Origin of the sequence: Aureimonas phyllosphaerae (genome assembly GCF_047943035.1) — a bacterium.
Lineage (GTDB): Bacteria > Pseudomonadota > Alphaproteobacteria > Rhizobiales > Rhizobiaceae > Aureimonas > Aureimonas phyllosphaerae.
The window spans coordinates 80,220-96,302 of sequence record NZ_CP181348.1; the positions used below are offsets into that span (position 1 = coordinate 80,220).

Consider the following 16,083-nt stretch of genomic DNA (forward strand, 5'->3'; position numbering starts at 1 on the left):
GCCCCGATCCCCGCTCGGGGCCTGACGTCCCCGAACCCCTGCTTTGTTTTGAGACGTTTTCGGGGATGGGGAGGGCCAGCGGCCCTCCCCATCCCCGAACATCCCTCAAGAGAAGAGGGGTCCAGGGGAAATCATTTCCCCTGGCGGGGTGCGGGGTGGAACCCTGCCATCCCCATCAGCTAGGGTGGCTGCAATGCCCTCGCATGTCTTTTCCATCGCCCCTGCCCTGCCGTTCCTGCCGACGCTCGTGCGCGGCGTGCTCGATGGGCGCTTTCTGCCGGGCGAGGATTTTTCCACCGATCCGCTGGCGCTGGCCGGCCTGACGATCCTGGTGCCGACGCGCCGCGCGGCGCGCTCCCTGGCGGGCGAGTTCGCGCGGGCGATGGGCGGCGGATCGGCCATCCTGCCCTCGATCCGCACGCTGGCGGAAGCCGACGAAGGTGCGGCCTTCGTCGATCTCGGCAAGACGCTGGCGCCGGCGATGGACCCGCTGGAGCGGCACCTCCTGCTCGCGCGTCTCGTGCGCTTCTGGAAGGACGGCCTGAACCGGCAGGCGCTGCGCCTTCTTGCGAACGAGGAGATCGTGCTGCCGGCCTCGGCGGCGGACGCGCTCTACTCGGCGGAAGACCTCTGCGCCTTTCTCGATGAGGCGGTGACGGAAGAGGCGGGCCTGCACAAGCTGACGGGCCTTGCGCCCGACCGCCTCGCCGAATGGTGGCAGCTGACGCTGACCTTCCTGTCGATCCTGTCGGAGCAGTGGCCGGCGATCCTGAAGGAGCGCGGGGTCGAGGACCGCGCGAGCTTGCGCCGCCGCTGGTTCGACGCGGAAGCGGAGCGGCTCCAAGCCAGCGGCTCGCGAGGGCCGATCCTCGTCGCGGGCTCGACGGCGACGGCGCCCTCGACGCTGCGCTTCCTGCGCGCGGTGGCGGTGCTGCCGAACGGCGCGGTAATCCTACCGGGCGTCGACTGCCATCTCGACGAAAAGAGCTTCGATGCGATCGATCGCTCCCGCTCCATCGCGGCGCCGGGCCACCCGCAGCATGCCCTGAAGCGCATCCTGCAGGGGCTTCTGGTGGAGCGCGAGGGCATCGAGCTCCTGTGTCCCGACCGGGGCCATCCGCTTCTGGCGCGTGAGAAGTTCCTGTCCGATGCGCTACGCCCGGCCGAAACCACCGACGCCTGGTCCGATGCCGATCGGCGGCACGGCGGCGAGGCGCTGGACGGGCTGGAACTCATCGAGGCCGCGGACGAGCGCGAGGAGGCGCTGGCCATCGCCGTCGCGATCCGCGACGCGCTCACCGACCCGTCCGCGACCGTCGCGCTGACGACGCCCGACCGCAACCTTGCCCGGCGCGTGTCGGCCGAGCTCGAGCGCTTCGGCGTCGCCGCCAACGATTCCGCCGGCCGCCCGCTGCACGCGACGCCGCCGGGCACCTTCTGCCTGCTCGCGCTGTCGGTGGCGTTGGAACCGGGCGACCCGATCACCCTCCTGTCGCTCTTGAAGCACCCGCTCCTGCGGCTCGGGCTCGCACCGGGGCGCGCACGCGAGGCGGCACGCACGATCGAGCTGATCGCGCTGCGCGGCGGCTGCGGCGTCGCGGACGGGGCAAGGCTCGCAAAGCTCTTTGCCGAACGCCGCAAGGCCGCGGAGGCCGAGGACGGCCGTGCTCCGCGCCCGGTGCAGCTCGTGCCGGACGAGGACCGCGACGCCGCGCAGGCGCTCGCCGAACGGCTGGAGGCGGCGCTCCAGCCCCTGTCCGACCTGCGCGACGGGGGCGAGCAGGAGCTCGCCGACTACGCCGTCTGCCTGACGCGGGTTCTGGAAGCGCTGGCGGCGGACGAGGACGGCGCGCCGACGGCCCTCTATGCCGAAGAGGCGGGCGCGGCCTTGCGCGACATGCTGCGCGCCTTCGTGGCCGCGCCGGAAACCGGCTTCGCCTTCCGCGCGCCCGAGTTGCCCGACGTGGCGCTGGCGCTGATGCGCTCGATCAACGTGCGGCCGCGCGGTGGGCTGTCGCAGCGCGTCTTCATCTGGGGCGCTCTGGAGGCGCGGCTGCAGAGTGTCGACGTGATGATCCTCGGCGGGCTGAACGAGGGCACATGGCCCGGCACGGCGCGCTCCGACGCCTTCCTGTCGCGCATCATGCGTTCGGAGATCGAGCTCGATCCGCCGGAGCGCCGCATCGGCCTCGCGGCCCACGACATCTGGATGGCGCTCGGCGCCTGCCGCGTCGTGATGGCGCGCTCGCACCGCGCCGGCGGCGCGCCGGCCATCCCCTCGCGCTGGCTCCAGCGCATCCTGACGCTGGCGGGACCGGACGGTGCGAGCGCCCTGCGCACCCGCGGCGAGACCTACCTCCACCATGCGCGCCGGCTCGACGAGCGGGCGGAGGAGCCGCGCGCGCCGCGGCCGGAACCCAAGCCCCCGATGGACCGGCGGCCGATCCGGCATTCCTTCACCGAGGTCGAGACGCTGGTGCGCGACCCCTATGCGGTCTACGCCCGCCGCGTCCTGCGACTCGATCCCCTGCCCGAGATGATCCGCGCCCCCGGCGCGCCGGAGCGCGGCGACCTCTACCACGCGATCCTCCGCCGCTTCGTGGACGACGGCATCGATCCCGATGCCGAGGACGCGCGGGACCAGCTCCTCGCCATCGCGCGCAAGGCCTTCGACGATGCCGCCCTGCCGCCCGAGATCGAGGCCGTCTGGTGGCCACGCATGGAGACGCTGGCGACCAACATGATCGCCTGGGAGCGCGAACGCGCGCCGGACGTCGCCGAGCGCCTGACCGAGGTGAAGGGCGCCTTCGACCTGCCCGGGATCGGCGTCGGTTTCCATGGCTATGCCGACCGCATCGACCGGATGCGCGACGGCTCGGTGGAGATCATCGACTACAAGACCGGCACCACGCCCTCGGTGAAACAGGCGCGCACGCTTCTCAGTCCGCAGCTGCCCTTGGAGGGCGCGATGGCGCGGCTCGTCGGCTTCGAGAAGCTCGGCCCGGTGTCTTCCGTGCGCGACCTCCTCTACGTGCGCCTTCGCGAACGCGACTTCTACGAGGAGCGTCTCGCGCACAACGGCGGCCGAACGGGCGAGCCGCAGTCGGGCGACGACCTGTCGGACGCCGCGCTCGGCGCCTTTCGTGGCTTGGCGGCCGCCTATCGCAACCCGGAGAAGGGCTACCTGTCGCGCGCCCGCCCCTTCCAGGCCGGCGACTTCTCGGGCCCCTACGACCATCTCGCCCGGGCGCGGGAATGGACGGCGGCGGGTGCCGGCGCCGCAGACGAGGACGCAGCGGAATGAGCGAGGTGCTTCCCACCACGATCGAGGCGCAGCGCATCGCCTCCGATCCCGCACGCTCGGTCTTCGTCGCGGCCAACGCCGGATCTGGCAAGACGCACGTCCTCACCGAGCGCGTCGTGCGGCTGCTTCTGGCGGGCGCCGAGCCATCCAAGATCCTGTGCCTCACCTACACCAAGGCGGCGGCGGCCGAGATGCAGACCCGCGTCTTCGCGCGCCTCTCGCACTGGGCGGTGACGGACGAGGCGACCCTGCGACAAGCGATCGGCGATCTCGACAAGCGCGCGCCGTCGAGGGAACGTCTCGCCGAGGCGCGCCGCCTCTTCGCACGGGCGCTCGAGGCGCCGGGCGGCCTGAAGATCCAGACCATCCACGCCTTCTGCGAGGCCGTGCTCCACCAGTTTCCGCTGGAAGCCAACATCCCCGGCCATTTCGAGGTGCTGGACGACACCGAGAGCGCGCTCCTTCTTGCCGAAGCCCGGCGCATGTTGATCTCGGGCGCTCGCACGACCCCGGACGATCCCGGTGGGCAGGACGCGGAGGACGCGGCGATCGCGCGCGCCTTCGCCGATGCCCTGTCGATGGGGGGCGAATGGGGCCTCGACGCGCTGCTCGGCGAGATCGTCGGGCGCCGCGACCGGCTGCGCCGGCATCTGGAAGCCGTCGGCGGCCGCGAGGCGGCCGAGGAGCGCCTGCGACGGGCGCTCGGTCTTCAGCCCGGCGAAACGGAGGCGAGCGCGCTCGGCGCGGCGATCGATCCGCCGGGCTTCGAGGACAGCTTTCGCGAGGCTCTGACTGAAGCCGCCGAGCGCAGCGGCAAGGCGACCGACGCGAAGCTCGCCGCCAAGATCGCCCTCGTCGAGAGCGCCGCAACGCCGGAGGCGCGGTTTGCCGCTCTCTGCTCGGTCGTCTTCAAGGCCGATGGCGGACGCTACAAGGCGTCAAGCGTCGCGACCAAGGCCGTATCGGGCGCCTTCGCCGACTTCGAGGAGCGGCTGGAGACGCTCGCCGAGTTCCTGGAGGAGCGGCGCGAGCGGCTCGCCACCTTGCGCCTCGCGCGTGCGAGCGGCGCGGCCCTCACCATCGCCGAAAAGCTCGAGGCTGACTACGCGGCGCTCAAGCGCCGGCGCGGGCGGCTCGACTTTGAGGACCTGATCGTGCGCACCGCCGATCTTCTCTTGCGCGCGGACGCCTCGGCCTGGGTCCATTTCAAGCTCGACCAGGGCATCGACCATGTGCTCGTCGACGAGGCGCAGGACACGAGCCCGCGCCAGTGGCAGGTGGTGCGCCAGCTGGTCGAGGAGTTCTTCGCCGGCGCCTCGGCGAGCGTCAGGCCGCGCACGGTCTTCGCAGTCGGCGACGAGAAGCAGTCGATCTATTCGTTCCAGGGCGCCTCGCCGGAGATGTTCGACGCCGAACGGCGCTATCTGCGCTCTCTCGCCGAGGGCGGGGACCGGCCGTTCGCGGCCGTCGAGCTTCACCAGTCCTTCCGCTCCGTGCCGGAGATTCTGCGGGCGGTGGATCAGGTCTTCGCCGACCCCGCCGACCGGCGCGGTCTCCAGTCGGAGGACGCTCCCCCCGTCCACGTCTCGACGCGCACCGCCGATCCCGGCCTGATCGAGGTCTGGCCGGTCGTCGTGCCGGCGACCGTTCCCCAGCACGAGGACTGGCTGACGCCGGTCGATCTCCAGCCGGAATCCTCGCCCGCCCATCGCCTTGCCGCGCGCATCGCAAGCCGCATCAGGGACTGGATCGGCCGTCCGATCCGCGTGAAGGGAAAGCTGAGGCCGCTCGACGCCGGCGATGTCCTGATCCTCGTTCGCAAGCGCTCCGGCTTCGTCGCGGCGATGGGCGCGGCGCTGCGGGCCGCAAGCATACCCGCCGCGGGGGCCGACCGGCTGGTGATCACAGACCACATCGCCGTCGCCGACCTCGTCGCGCTCGGGCGCACCGTGTCGAACGCCGAGGACGAGCTGTCGCTCGCCGCCGCCTTGAAAAGCCCGCTCTTCGGCTTCAGCGACGACGAACTGATGGCGCTCGCCCTGTCGCGCAAGGGCACGAAGCAGCCCGAGGCGCTCTACTTCGCGCTGCGCCGCCTCGCGCGGCCGGGCGGCGCGGAACGCGTGCCCGCCTTCGTGACGGGTGCGGCGCGCGAGCGGCTGCGCGACAAGGCCGCCGGCGCCTTCGACCGGCTGGAGGAGCTGCGCCGTCGCGCCGGCTTCGAGACCGTCTTCACCTTCTTCGCGCGCATCCTCGGCCCCGAGGAGGGCCGCGCGAAGCTCGTCGCGCGGCTCGGCCGCGATGCCGGCGACGTGGTGGACGCGTTCCTCGATCTGGCTCTCGCCGAAGAGCAGGCGGGGCGCGGCGGACTGGAGGCGTTCCTCGCCGATCTCGCCGCCTCGCCGCCCGAAATCAAGCGCGAGATGGAGCATGGGCGCGGCGAGGTGCGTATCATGACGACGCACGCTTCCAAGGGACTGGAGGCGCCGGTAGTCTTCCTGGTCGATCCGGGCTCGGCCCCGTTCAGCCATTCGCACGGCGCCAAGCTCATGGAATGGTCGGATATGCCCGGCCTGCCGCCCGGCATGCCGCCGGGATTCCTCTGGTGCCCGGACCTGTCGGCACGCGATGCGGCGGTCACGCGCCTGCGGGAGGCCGAGCGCGCGCGCGCCGAGGACGAGTATCGCCGTCTCCTCTATGTCGGGCTGACGCGCGCGGCCGACCGGCTGGTGGTCTGCGGCCTGTCAGGGGTACGCGGGCCGGACGAGGCGTCCTGGCTGCAAAAGGTCGAGGCGGCCCTCAAGCCGCACGCGCGCGAGATCAAGGACACCGGCACGGGCGAGACCATCGCCTGGCGCCTCGGCTCGGAACTGGAGGGGGACGCCCTTCCGCCGATAGCGGCGCCCGACGCGCCGGTCTTCCGCGCGCTCGACCTGTCGAAGTTTGCGCCCGAGGACCTGCCGCCGCGCCCCCTGCAGCCGTCCACGGCATCGGGCGGTAGCCGGATCGAGGTCGCGGCGATGGACGACGAAGGGGCCTTGTCGGCCTCGCCGGTGCTGGGCGCAGCGGGGCGGCCCGGCACCGGCGTGCGACGCGGCCTTCTTCTCCATCGCCTCCTTCAGGCATTGCCGGATCTCGCCCCGGAGGCGCGCGAAGTGGCAGCGCATGACTTCGCCCGGCGCGAAGGCCGAGCGCTGGGCGAGGAGGAAGCCACCCGTATTGCGGGCCAGGCGCTCGCGATCCTCGACGAGCCCGCCTATGCCCCCTTCTTCGGCTCCGGCAATCGGGCGGAGGTCGCGGTGGCCGGCGAGATTGAGCTTGCCGGGCGACGCTATGCCGTCAGCGGCGCGATCGACCGGCTGGCGGTGACGGCAGATGCCGTTCACATCCTCGACTACAAGACGAACAGACCGTTTCCCGAATCGCTTGCCGCGGTTCCCGCCGCCCATCTCCTGCAGCTCGCGCTCTATGCCGAGATGGTGCGTCCGCTCTTCAAAGGCCGACGGATCCGGGCCGCGCTCCTCTACAGCGAGGGACCGCGACTGATCGAGGTGACGGAACAGGCGATGGCCGAGGCGCTGGCCGAGCGGGCGGCCCGCAGCGCTGCGGGGGGCGCGGCGGCTTGAACCGGTCGCCCCTCCCTTCTACCTATGGAACACCCGAGACCGGCCCCAGGCGATTCCCGCGCGCCGGCTCTTTCTCGAACCATCGCGCAATGGCTCAACTCGCAGCCCATGCGTCATCGGAGCGCCCCATGGCCACCAAGAAGACCGACAGTTCCTCGTTCCAGTCCGACGTCCTGGAGGCCGGCAAGCCGGTCGTCGTCGACTTCTGGGCGGAGTGGTGCGGCCCCTGCAAGATGATCGCGCCGAGCCTCGAGGAGATCTCCGAGGAGAACGACAAGGTGTCGATCGTGAAGGTCAACATCGACGAGAACCCGGATCTGGCCGCGCAGTTCGGCGTACGCTCGATCCCGACGCTGATGCTCTTCAACCCCGGTCAGGAGCCGGTGGTGAAGGTCGGCGCTGCCGCCAAGAGCCAGCTTCTCGCCTGGATCAACCAGAACGCCGCCTGAGCCTTCGGTTCACGGCAACCAGAAGCCCGCGCCGCTTGCCGGTCGCGGGCTTTTTTCGTGAGGTTTCAGCGCGGCGCGAGGCCGCTCTCGGCGAGGACGTCGCCGGCGAGATAGAGCGAGCCGCAGATCAGGAAGCGCGGGGCCGGCCCGCCGCGCCAGTGCGAGGCGACGCGGCGGATCGCGGCCGACACGTCGGCCGCCGGCTCGGCGTCGAGCCCGGCCTCCAGCGCCGCGTCCGCCAGCACCACCGGGTCGACGCCGGCATCCGACGAGCGGATCGGCACGGTGAAGGCATGGCGCGCCATGCCCGCGAAGGCCTCAAAGAAGCCCTTGGGCTCCTTGGTGTTCAGCATGCCGGCGATCAGGACCAGAGGGCGCGACACCCGCTCCTCCATGTCGGCCATCGCCTCGGCGATGACGAGGCCGGCGCCCGGATTGTGCCCGCCGTCGAGCCAGATTTCCGAGCCCTCGGGCGCCAGCGCGACCAGCGGACCGGCGGTGATGCGCTGGAGGCGGCCGGGCCACTCGGCCGCCGCAATGCCGCGCTCGATCTCGGTGGCGCTCGGGCTGAAGCCGGCGGCGCGCACGGCGGCGATCGCGGTTGCGGCGTTGCCGATCTGGTGGCGGCCGGGAAGGCGCGGCAGCGCGAGGTCGAGAAGCCCGTACTCGTCCTGATAGACGAGGCGGCCGCGCTCGGAGATCGCGTGGAACTCCTGCCCATGGATGAAGACCGGCGCGCCGGTGCGCCGGGCGTGGTCGCGCAGGACCTCGAGCGCCGTCGGCTCCGTCTGCGGGCCGATCACGACGGGCGAGCCGCGCTTGAAGATGCCGGCCTTCTCGGCGGCGATCAGTTCGACGCGGTCGCCGAGGTAGGCCTGATGGTCGAGCGAGATCGAGGTGACCGCGGTCACCGCCGGGCGATCCACCACGTTGGTCGCGTCGAAGCGACCGCCGAGGCCGACCTCAAGCAGCACGGCATCGGCCGGGTGCTCGGAGAACAGGAGAAAGGCGACGGCGCTGAGGAGCTCGAAGACGGTCAGCGTCTCGTCGCCGTTGGCGGCTGCCGCGCGCCGCACCGTCTCGGCGAGAAGCGCGTCGTCGACCAGCGCACCGCGCGCGCCCGCAGGGCCGGCCATCCGGTAGCGCTCGTGCCAGTCGACGAGATGGGGCGAGGTATGGACGTGAACGCCCTTGCCCGCCGCTTCGAGGATCGCGCGCGCGAAGGCGACCGTCGATCCCTTGCCGTTGGTGCCGGCGACATGGATCACCGGCGGGAGCCGATGCTGCGGCTCGCCGAGGGCTGTAAGAAGCCGACGGATGCGGTCGAGGCCGAGATCGATGCCCTTCGGCATGCGCTCGTGGAGGCGGGCGATCTCGCCCGCCGCGAGGCTCGTCGCGCTCATCGCGCCCGTCAGGCCGCCGCTGCGGGCTCGGCAGACGGTGTCACCTCTTCGGCGGGCACCGCCAGCGGCGTCTTCGTCAGCACCTTGAGAAGCCGCGCGATCGTGCCCTTCAGCTCATGCCGGTGGACGACCATGTCCACCATGCCGTGCTCCATCAGGTATTCGGAGCGCTGGAACCCCTCGGGCAGCTTCTCGCGGATGGTCTGCTCGATGACGCGCGGACCGGCAAAGCCGATCAGGGCGCCGGGCTCGGCGATGTGAACGTCGCCGAGCATCGCGTAGGAGGCGGTGACGCCGCCCGTCGTCGGGTTGGTGAGGACAACGATGTAGGGAAGCCCCGCCTCCTTCACCATGTCGACGGCGACCGTCGTGCGCGGCAGTTGCATCAGAGACAGGATGCCCTCCTGCATGCGCGCGCCGCCCGAGGAGGCAAAGAGCACGAGGGGGCGCGAGCGCTCCACCGCCGTTTCGGCGGCCGTGACGATCGCCTCGCCCGCCGCCATGCCGAGCGAGCCACCCATGAAGGCGAAGTCCTGCACGGCGGCGACGATCGGCAGCGTCTCGATCGCGCCGCAGGCGACGAGGACGGAATCCTCCATGCCGGTCTTGGCCTTGGAATCCTTTAGGCGGTCCACGTAGCGGCGCTCGTCGCGGAACTTCAGCGGGTCGACCGGCACCTTCTCCAGCGTGATCTCCTCGAAGATCCCGTCGTCGAAGAAGGTGGTCAGCCGGTCGCGCGCGCCGATGCGCATGTGGAAGCCCGAGGACGGGATCACGTACTGGTTGGCCTCGAGGTCCTTGTGGAAGACCATCTCGCCGGTCTCGGGACACTTGATCCAGAGGTTTTCCGGCACCTCGCGCGGCTGCTGGCCAAGAAGGCTCGAGATCTTCGGGCGGACGTAGTTGGTGATCCAGTTCACGGGAGCCTGGTCCTTCGAAACACGTACGGCGGGCGCGGCGCTGCGGCGGCCCGGCCTTCGACTGCTAGATGGCGGCCTTTTCAGGCGGCCGCAAGGCGGGCGTCCCGAAGGCCGCCGGCGAGATCGCGCACCAGCCCGGTCACGGCCTCGACCATGGCCGGCGTCCCGCCGTCCTGCGCCGCCTCGATCGCGGCGACCAGCGCCGAACCGACCACGACGCCGTCGGCGTGGCGACCGATCGCGCCGGCCTGCTCGGCCGTGCGCACGCCGAAGCCGACGCAGACCGGAAGCGGCGTCTTCGCCTTGATGCGCCCGACGGCGGTCGCGACGGCGGTCGTGTCCGGGGCCGCGGAACCCGTTATGCCGTTGACCGAGACGTAGTAGACGAAGCCGGACGTGTTCTTCAGGACCGCCGGCAGGCGCCGCTCGTCGGTGGTCGGCGTCGCCAGGCGGATGAAGTTGAGGCCGCCCTCGATCGCGGGAAGGCAAAGCTCGCCGTCCATCTCGGGCGGCAGGTCGACGACGATCAGGCCGTCGACGCCCGCGTCCTTCGCGTCGGCCACGAAGCGCTCGACACCGTAGATGAAGACCGGATTGTAGTAGCCCATCAGGATGATCGGCGTCGCATCGTCCTCCTGCCGGAAGGCGCGCACCGTGTCGAGCGTGCGGCCGAGCGTCTCGCCGGCCTGCAGCGCACGGAGCCCCGCGCGCTGGATCGCCGGGCCGTCGGCCATCGGATCGGAGAAGGGCATGCCGAGCTCGATCAGGTCGGCGCCGGCGCCGGGCAGCGCCCGCAGGATCTCCAGCGTCGTGCCGGCATCGGGGTCGCCCGCCATGATGAAGGTGACGAGCGCGGGGCGTCCTTCCGCCTTCAGTGCCTCGAAGCGCGTCTCGATGCGTGTCGTCATGGTGTGCCCCGGCCGTTCGTCATGAAGATGCGATACAGGCGTCGGCGATCCATCTCAAGGTCGGCGCATCCGCCATCACGGCCTGTCCCGTGATCGCCGGCACCTCGTAGGGATGGAGCGCGCGGATCGCGCCGGCCACCGGCTCGAAGAGGTCGGCGCGCGTCTTCAGGACCAGCACGACCTCGCGCGCGCTCTCCAGCGCCCCGTTCCAGCGGTAGCGGCTCTCGACCGGCGCGGACAGCTGCGCGCAGGCAATGAACCGCCGGCCGAGCAGGCTGTCGGCGATCTCGCGCGCCGTCGCCTCGTCGGGACAGGCGACGGTGACGTCGAGCGCGCCGGGATGCGTCACATCTCGAGGCCCATCCGGGCCGCGATCGTGTTGACGTCCTTGTCGCCGCGCCCCGACAGGCAGAGCACGATCGACTGTTCGCGTCCCATGGTCTTCGCCAGCTTGCCGACATGGGCGAGACCGTGGGCGGACTCGAGCGCCGGAATGATGCCCTCGAGACGCGTGCACAGGTGGAAGGCGTCGACCGCTTCTTCGTCGGTCACCGGCACGTAGGTGACGCGGCCGGTGTCTCGCAGCCAGGAATGCTCGGGGCCGACGCCGGGATAGTCGAGGCCGGCCGAGATCGAATGACCTTCCATGATCTGCCCGGCGGCATCCTGCAGGAGATAGGTGCGGTTGCCGTGGAGGACGCCCGGCCGGCCGCCGCTCATCGAGGAGGCGTGGCCGTTCTCGATGTGGATGCCGTGGCCACCGGCTTCCGCACCGTAGATCGCGACGGAGGGATCGTCGAGGAAGGCGCGGAACATGCCGATGGCATTGGAGCCGCCGCCGACGCAGGCGACCACCGCGTCGGGCAGCGCGCCGGTCTCGTCCAGCATCTGCTGGCGCGTCTCGTCGCCGATCACCTGCTGGAAGTCGCGCACCATGGCGGGATAGGGATGCGGTCCGGCGGCCGTGCCGATGAGGTAGTAGGTGTCGGCGACGTTGGTGACCCAGTCGCGCAGCGCCTCGTTCATCGCGTCCTTCAGCGTGCCGGCGCCCGCCGTCACCGCCCGCACCTCGGCGCCGAGCAGCTTCATGCGGAAGACGTTGGGCTTCTGACGCTCGACGTCGGTGGCGCCCATGAAGACGACGCAGGGCATGCCGAAGCGCGCGCAGACGGTGGCCGTCGCCACGCCGTGCTGGCCGGCACCCGTCTCGGCGATGATGCGCGTCTTGCCCATGCGGCGGGCGAGCAGGATCTGGCCGAGGCAGTTGTTGATCTTGTGCGAACCGGTGTGGTTCAGTTCCTCGCGCTTGAAGTAGACGCGGGCGCCGCCGAAATGCTCGGTCAGCCGCTCGGCGAAATAGAGCGGGCTTGGGCGGCCGGTGTAGTGCGTCTGCAGGTCGCCGAGCTCGGCGCGGAAGGCCGGGTCGGTCTTGGCCGTGCGATAGGCCTCCTCGAGATCGAGAATGATCGGCATCAGCGTTTCGGCGACGAAACGGCCGCCGAACTGGCCGAACAGACCGTCCTCGTCGGGCCCCATGCGGAAGGAGTTCGGGGTCGGGATCTCGGTCATGCGAACCTGCGCTTTTCTTCGTGAAGGGGGAGCGGGCCGGCCTCGACGGCCGCTTCGAAAGCATCGAACAGGCGGTGGATCAGGCCGTCGTCCTTGACGCCCGGCTCACGCTCGACGCCCGACGAGACGTCGAGCCCGCGCGGCGCGACGCGCCGCACGGCCGCCTCGATCGTGTCCGGATTGATGCCGCCCGACAGGGTGAAGTCGCGGCTCTCGAGGGCATCGAGGAGGCCCCAGTCGAAGGACACGCCGTTGCCGCCGGGAATGTTCGAGGCCTTGGGCGCAAGCGCGTCGAGAAGGATGCGGTCGGCGACGGGGCGGAAGCGCTCGATCTCCTCGAGATCCCCAGCCGAGGCCACGGGGATCGCCTTCATAACGGTCGCCCCGGTCAGCGCCTGCACCGCGGCGACGCGCGCCGCCGTCTCGGAGCCATGCAGCTGGATCACGTCGGGGCGGACACGGGCGGCGAGCCGCTTCAGCAGTTCGTCGTCGGGATCGACGGTGACGACCGTCACCAGCGCCCGGCCGCCGACATGGGCGCGCAGGCGGATCATGTCCTCGATCGAGAGATGGCGCGGGCTGCGCTCGAAATGGACGAAGCCCACCTCCGAACAGCCGCGCGCAAGCACCGTGTCGATATGGCCTTCAGTCTTGAGGCCGCAGATCTTGATATGCGGGCGGGTCACGCTGGCAGACGCTTTCGGATGCGGAAACGACGATTCAACAGGCACTTATCGCGCCTGAGACCCCGCGGTGTAAAGCGCTTGGACCCGCCGGCTCAGGGTTCGAAGTCGAAGGCATGTAATTCCGAGCCCCGCTCCTTCAACCAGCGCCGCCCGGCCTCGGTTTCCGGGCAGAGGCTGCGGCACAGGGTCCAGAAGGCCGGGGCATGGTTCATCTCGCGAAAATGCGCCACTTCGTGGGCGGCGAGATAATCGAGGACGGCCGGCGGCGCCATCACGATGCGCCAGGAGAAGGCGAGCCGGCGGTCGGCGGTGCACGAGCCCCAGCGGCTGGTCGTGTCCTTCAGCGTCAGCGAGCGCGGCAGGAGCTCGACCGCCGCGGCATGGCGATCGACCGCCGCCTGCAGGTCGCGTCGCGCCTCCCGCTTCAGGACGTCGCGCACGCGGCGCGCGAGATGCGGCAACTCGCCGCCGACGCGCAGGGTCGCCTCCCCTCCGCCCATCTCGAAGCGCGCGGTGCGGCAGGCCGGATCGTGCAGGAGGCGATGGGGGACGCCGCGCATCGGCAGGAGCATTCCGGGCGCCACACGCACGCGTCCGGGCGCGATCGAGAGGCGCTCCTCGGCCCAGCCGCGATGGCGGTCGAGGAAGGCGAGAACCGTCCGGGCAGGGGTGCGGCGCGGCACGGTGAGGCGCAGCGCGCCGCCGCCGGGCGCCAGACGCATGATGATGCGCCGCGCGGTCGGGTGCTCGCGGACCTCGAGGCGCACCGGCCGGTCGCCGAGAACCAGCGTCTCGGGCAGGGCGGGCCTCGGTCCGCGTCCCGTCAGCCGTTCCAGGAGTCCTCGTGTCATCGCCCGCCGCTTCGCCTCGCCCCGGCGAGCTTCATACGCCGCGCCGGGCGCCTCCGGCAACGCCCACGAAAAAGGCCGCCGGCACGATGCCGGCGGCCCGATCGGACGAAAGCTTGCGGATGCTCAGCGGACGTCGACGAACTCGGCGTCGACCACGTCGCCCTTGCGCTGGCGCGTCGTCATGAAGCGGTCGAACTCCTCCTGGTCCTTGGCGCGGCGAAGCTCGCGCGCATAGGTCTCGAAGTCGGCGCTCATGCGGTGGAGCTTGGCGCGCTCCTCGTCGAGGCGCTTCAGCTCGGCCTCGCGCCAGTCGTCGAAGGCGACGTTGCCGGTGCGCTCGGCCGCAAACGGCATGCGCGCGCCCGAGCGGCGGAAGGTCGCGGCGACGCTGTCGGTCGCCCGGCCGACGTCGCGGCGGAAGACCTCGAGGCGGTCGCCCCAGAGAATGTAGGCGATCATGGCCAGGCCGAGCGGCCAGTACACGATGAAGCCCAGAACCATCAGCGCGATCGTGGCCGGCGTCCAGGCGGGACGGATCAAAGCTTGTGACGTCATGTCGGTGTCCATCAACCAGTGCCCATGGGAAGCGGGCGAGGATCCCGCTTCATGACATGGTGACGGATTTCTTTCGCTTCAACGCAAGACGACGTGAGACGTCAGCGACCGTGCTTCTTGGCCTCGCGAATGGCATCGAGCAGGATCGGCGCGCCCGACAGGTGGTCGCCTCCCCCGTCCGGCACCGGCGGCGCGGGCGGCTCGAAGCTGCCGTGCGTCTCGACCGCAGCGAAGGGCACATCGCCCGACACCGCGATCACCGACGGTACGTCATCCCGTGCCTGCGGCGCCTCGTCCGACGCGGAGCTATCCGGCGCGGAACCGTCGTGGGTCTCGGCCCCGCCGAACGGTACGTCGCCCGACACGGCGACGGCCGAGGCCACGGCATCCTCCGGCAGACTCGCCTCGTCGAGCGCGGCGGGCGGCTGGAGGCTCGCCTCGTCGGCGGCCTCCACGGCGACCGGCGCCGTCGGCGCGGCGCGATGGCCGTGCGTCAGCGCGAAGTCGACGATGCGCGGCGCGATCTCGGCGCGGAAGCGCGAGCCGTTGAAGACGCCGTAATGGCCGACCTTCGGCTGCAGGTAGTGGACGCGCATGTCGTCGGGGATGTTGTGGCAGAGGTCGTGCGCGGCACGCGTCTGGCCGACGCCGGAAATGTCGTCGTTCTCGCCCTCGACGGTGAGGAGGGCCGTGCGCCGGATCTTGCCCATGTCCAGCCGCTTGCCGTGATGGGTGATCGTGCCGCGCGGCAGCGAGTGCTTGATGAAGACCTCTTCCACCGTCTGGAGGTAGAATTCGGCGGTGAGGTCCATCACCGCGTTGTATTCGTCGTAGAAGGTGCGGTGCTTGTCGGCCGAATCCCCGTCGTTCTTCACGAGGTGCCAGAAGAAGTCCTTGTGGGCGATGAGGTGGCGGTCGAGGTTCATCGACATGAAGCCGGTGAGCTGCAGGAAGCCGGGATAGACCTCGCGCATGAAGCCGGGTTGCGGGAACGGCACCTTCATGATGACGTTCTGGCGGAACCAGTCGATGCCCTTGTCCTTGGCGAGCTTGTTGACCGCCGTCGGATTGACGCGCGTGTCGATCGGCCCGCCCATCAGCGTCATCGTCGCGGGATGGCAGGGATCCTCGTCCTCCTCCATCCGGGCCACCGCCATCATCACCGGCACCGCCGGCTGGCAGACGCCGATGACGTTCACGCCGGGGCCGAGGAAACGCAGCATCTCGATGACGTAGTCGACATAGGTGTCGAGGTCGAAGCGGCCGGCCGAAAGCGGCACCGTGCGCGCGTCCTGCCAGTCAGTGATGTAGATCTCGCCGTAGGGCAGGAGCGCCTCGACCGTGCCGCGAAGCAGCGTGGCGTAGTGGCCCGACATCGGGGCGACGATCAGGAAGCGCGGGTCGGGCTTGCGGCCTTCGGGCAGCGCCCGCTCGAAATGGAGAAGCGTGCCGAACGGCTTCCGCCAGACCGGCTTGTCGATGACCGGCACGCGCATGCCGTCGACGAACGTGTCGTGGAGGTCGAAGGACGGCTTGCCGTAGACACGAGTGGTGCGCTCGAAGAGCTCGGCCATTGCGGCCACCGTGCGACCCATCTCGGTGTGCGAGATCGGGTTCAGCGGGTTCTGGTAGATCGCCTTCGTCGCGTCGGCCACCGCGCGGAAGGGGGCGAGGACCGCGTGGTTCCACTCGTAGAATTCGTACAACATGCACTCCCACGACGACGGAACGGAATGAGCCGAAACGGCCCGGTCTGTAGAACATGGCACCGAATTGGTGCCGTGCAAGTTAATTGCCCGACTAACGCCTTGAACG

At 70.5% G+C, this 16,083-nt stretch carries 12 protein-coding genes; 3 read left to right on the forward strand and 9 right to left on the reverse strand.

The genetic code is table 11. The annotated features are described in order from the left end of the window. Nucleotides 1-193 precede the first annotated feature (193 nt). The 3 genes from addB (at nt 194) to trxA (ending at nt 7,376) form a co-directional block, all read left to right on the forward strand. Entirely contained in the window at nt 194-3,304 is a 3,111-nt protein-coding gene (gene addB / locus ACLNGM_RS00400; protein WP_416356718.1) for a double-strand break repair protein AddB, read from the forward strand. Continuing rightward, a complete protein-coding gene (gene addA / locus ACLNGM_RS00405) occupies nt 3,301-6,927 on the forward strand; it encodes a double-strand break repair helicase AddA (RefSeq protein ID WP_416356719.1) in 3,627 nt (1,208 codons plus the stop codon). The genes addB and addA overlap by 4 nt, the downstream gene beginning before the upstream one ends. Nucleotides 6,928-7,055: 128 nt before the next feature. Then, nucleotides 7,056-7,376, forward strand: coding sequence for a thioredoxin (trxA, locus tag ACLNGM_RS00410; protein WP_055893715.1), 321 nt, complete (start codon nt 7,056-7,058; stop codon nt 7,374-7,376). A 65-nt stretch (nt 7,377-7,441) separates the two neighbouring features. On the opposite strand, the gene ACLNGM_RS00415 is transcribed toward trxA, so the two are convergent. The 9 genes from ACLNGM_RS00415 to phaZ all read right to left on the reverse strand — a co-directional run bounded on the left by ACLNGM_RS00415 (nt 7,442) and on the right by phaZ (nt 15,977). After that, nucleotides 7,442-8,779 carry a bifunctional folylpolyglutamate synthase/dihydrofolate synthase gene (locus tag ACLNGM_RS00415; protein WP_416356720.1) on the reverse strand — a complete coding sequence of 446 codons (1,338 nt, stop codon included), beginning with the start codon at nt 8,777-8,779 and terminating at the stop codon, nt 7,442-7,444. 8 nt (nt 8,780-8,787) lie between these two features. After that, nucleotides 8,788-9,699: an acetyl-CoA carboxylase, carboxyltransferase subunit beta gene (accD, locus tag ACLNGM_RS00420; protein ID WP_416356721.1), complete on the reverse strand. Its 912-nt coding sequence runs from the start codon at nt 9,697-9,699 to the stop codon at nt 8,788-8,790. 80 nt (nt 9,700-9,779) lie between these two features. After that, entirely contained in the window at nt 9,780-10,607 is an 828-nt protein-coding gene (gene trpA, locus ACLNGM_RS00425) for a tryptophan synthase subunit alpha (RefSeq protein ID WP_416356722.1), read from the reverse strand. 19 nt (nt 10,608-10,626) lie between these two features. Then, the gene (gene cutA, locus ACLNGM_RS00430) at nt 10,627-10,956 is read right to left on the reverse strand and encodes a divalent-cation tolerance protein CutA (protein ID WP_416356723.1); all 330 of its coding nucleotides are present in this window, start codon (nt 10,954-10,956) and stop codon (nt 10,627-10,629) included. Beyond that, a complete protein-coding gene (gene trpB, locus ACLNGM_RS00435; RefSeq protein ID WP_416356724.1) occupies nt 10,953-12,176 on the reverse strand; it encodes a tryptophan synthase subunit beta in 1,224 nt (407 codons plus the stop codon). Before trpB ends, cutA begins: the two co-directional genes overlap by 4 nt. Beyond that, on the reverse strand, nt 12,173-12,862 hold the full coding sequence (locus ACLNGM_RS00440; RefSeq protein ID WP_416356725.1) for a phosphoribosylanthranilate isomerase: 690 nt from the start codon (nt 12,860-12,862) through the stop codon (nt 12,173-12,175). Before ACLNGM_RS00440 ends, trpB begins: the two co-directional genes overlap by 4 nt. Before the next feature lie 92 nt (nt 12,863-12,954). Beyond that, the gene (locus ACLNGM_RS00445; protein ID WP_416356726.1) at nt 12,955-13,713 is read right to left on the reverse strand and encodes a M48 family metallopeptidase; all 759 of its coding nucleotides are present in this window, start codon (nt 13,711-13,713) and stop codon (nt 12,955-12,957) included. A 123-nt stretch (nt 13,714-13,836) separates the two neighbouring features. Continuing rightward, the gene (locus ACLNGM_RS00450) at nt 13,837-14,268 is read right to left on the reverse strand and encodes a DUF2852 domain-containing protein (RefSeq protein ID WP_416356727.1); all 432 of its coding nucleotides are present in this window, start codon (nt 14,266-14,268) and stop codon (nt 13,837-13,839) included. A 101-nt stretch (nt 14,269-14,369) separates the two neighbouring features. After that, a complete protein-coding gene (phaZ, locus tag ACLNGM_RS00455) occupies nt 14,370-15,977 on the reverse strand; it encodes a polyhydroxyalkanoate depolymerase (protein WP_416356728.1) in 1,608 nt (535 codons plus the stop codon). Nucleotides 15,978-16,083: the final 106 nt, after the last annotated feature.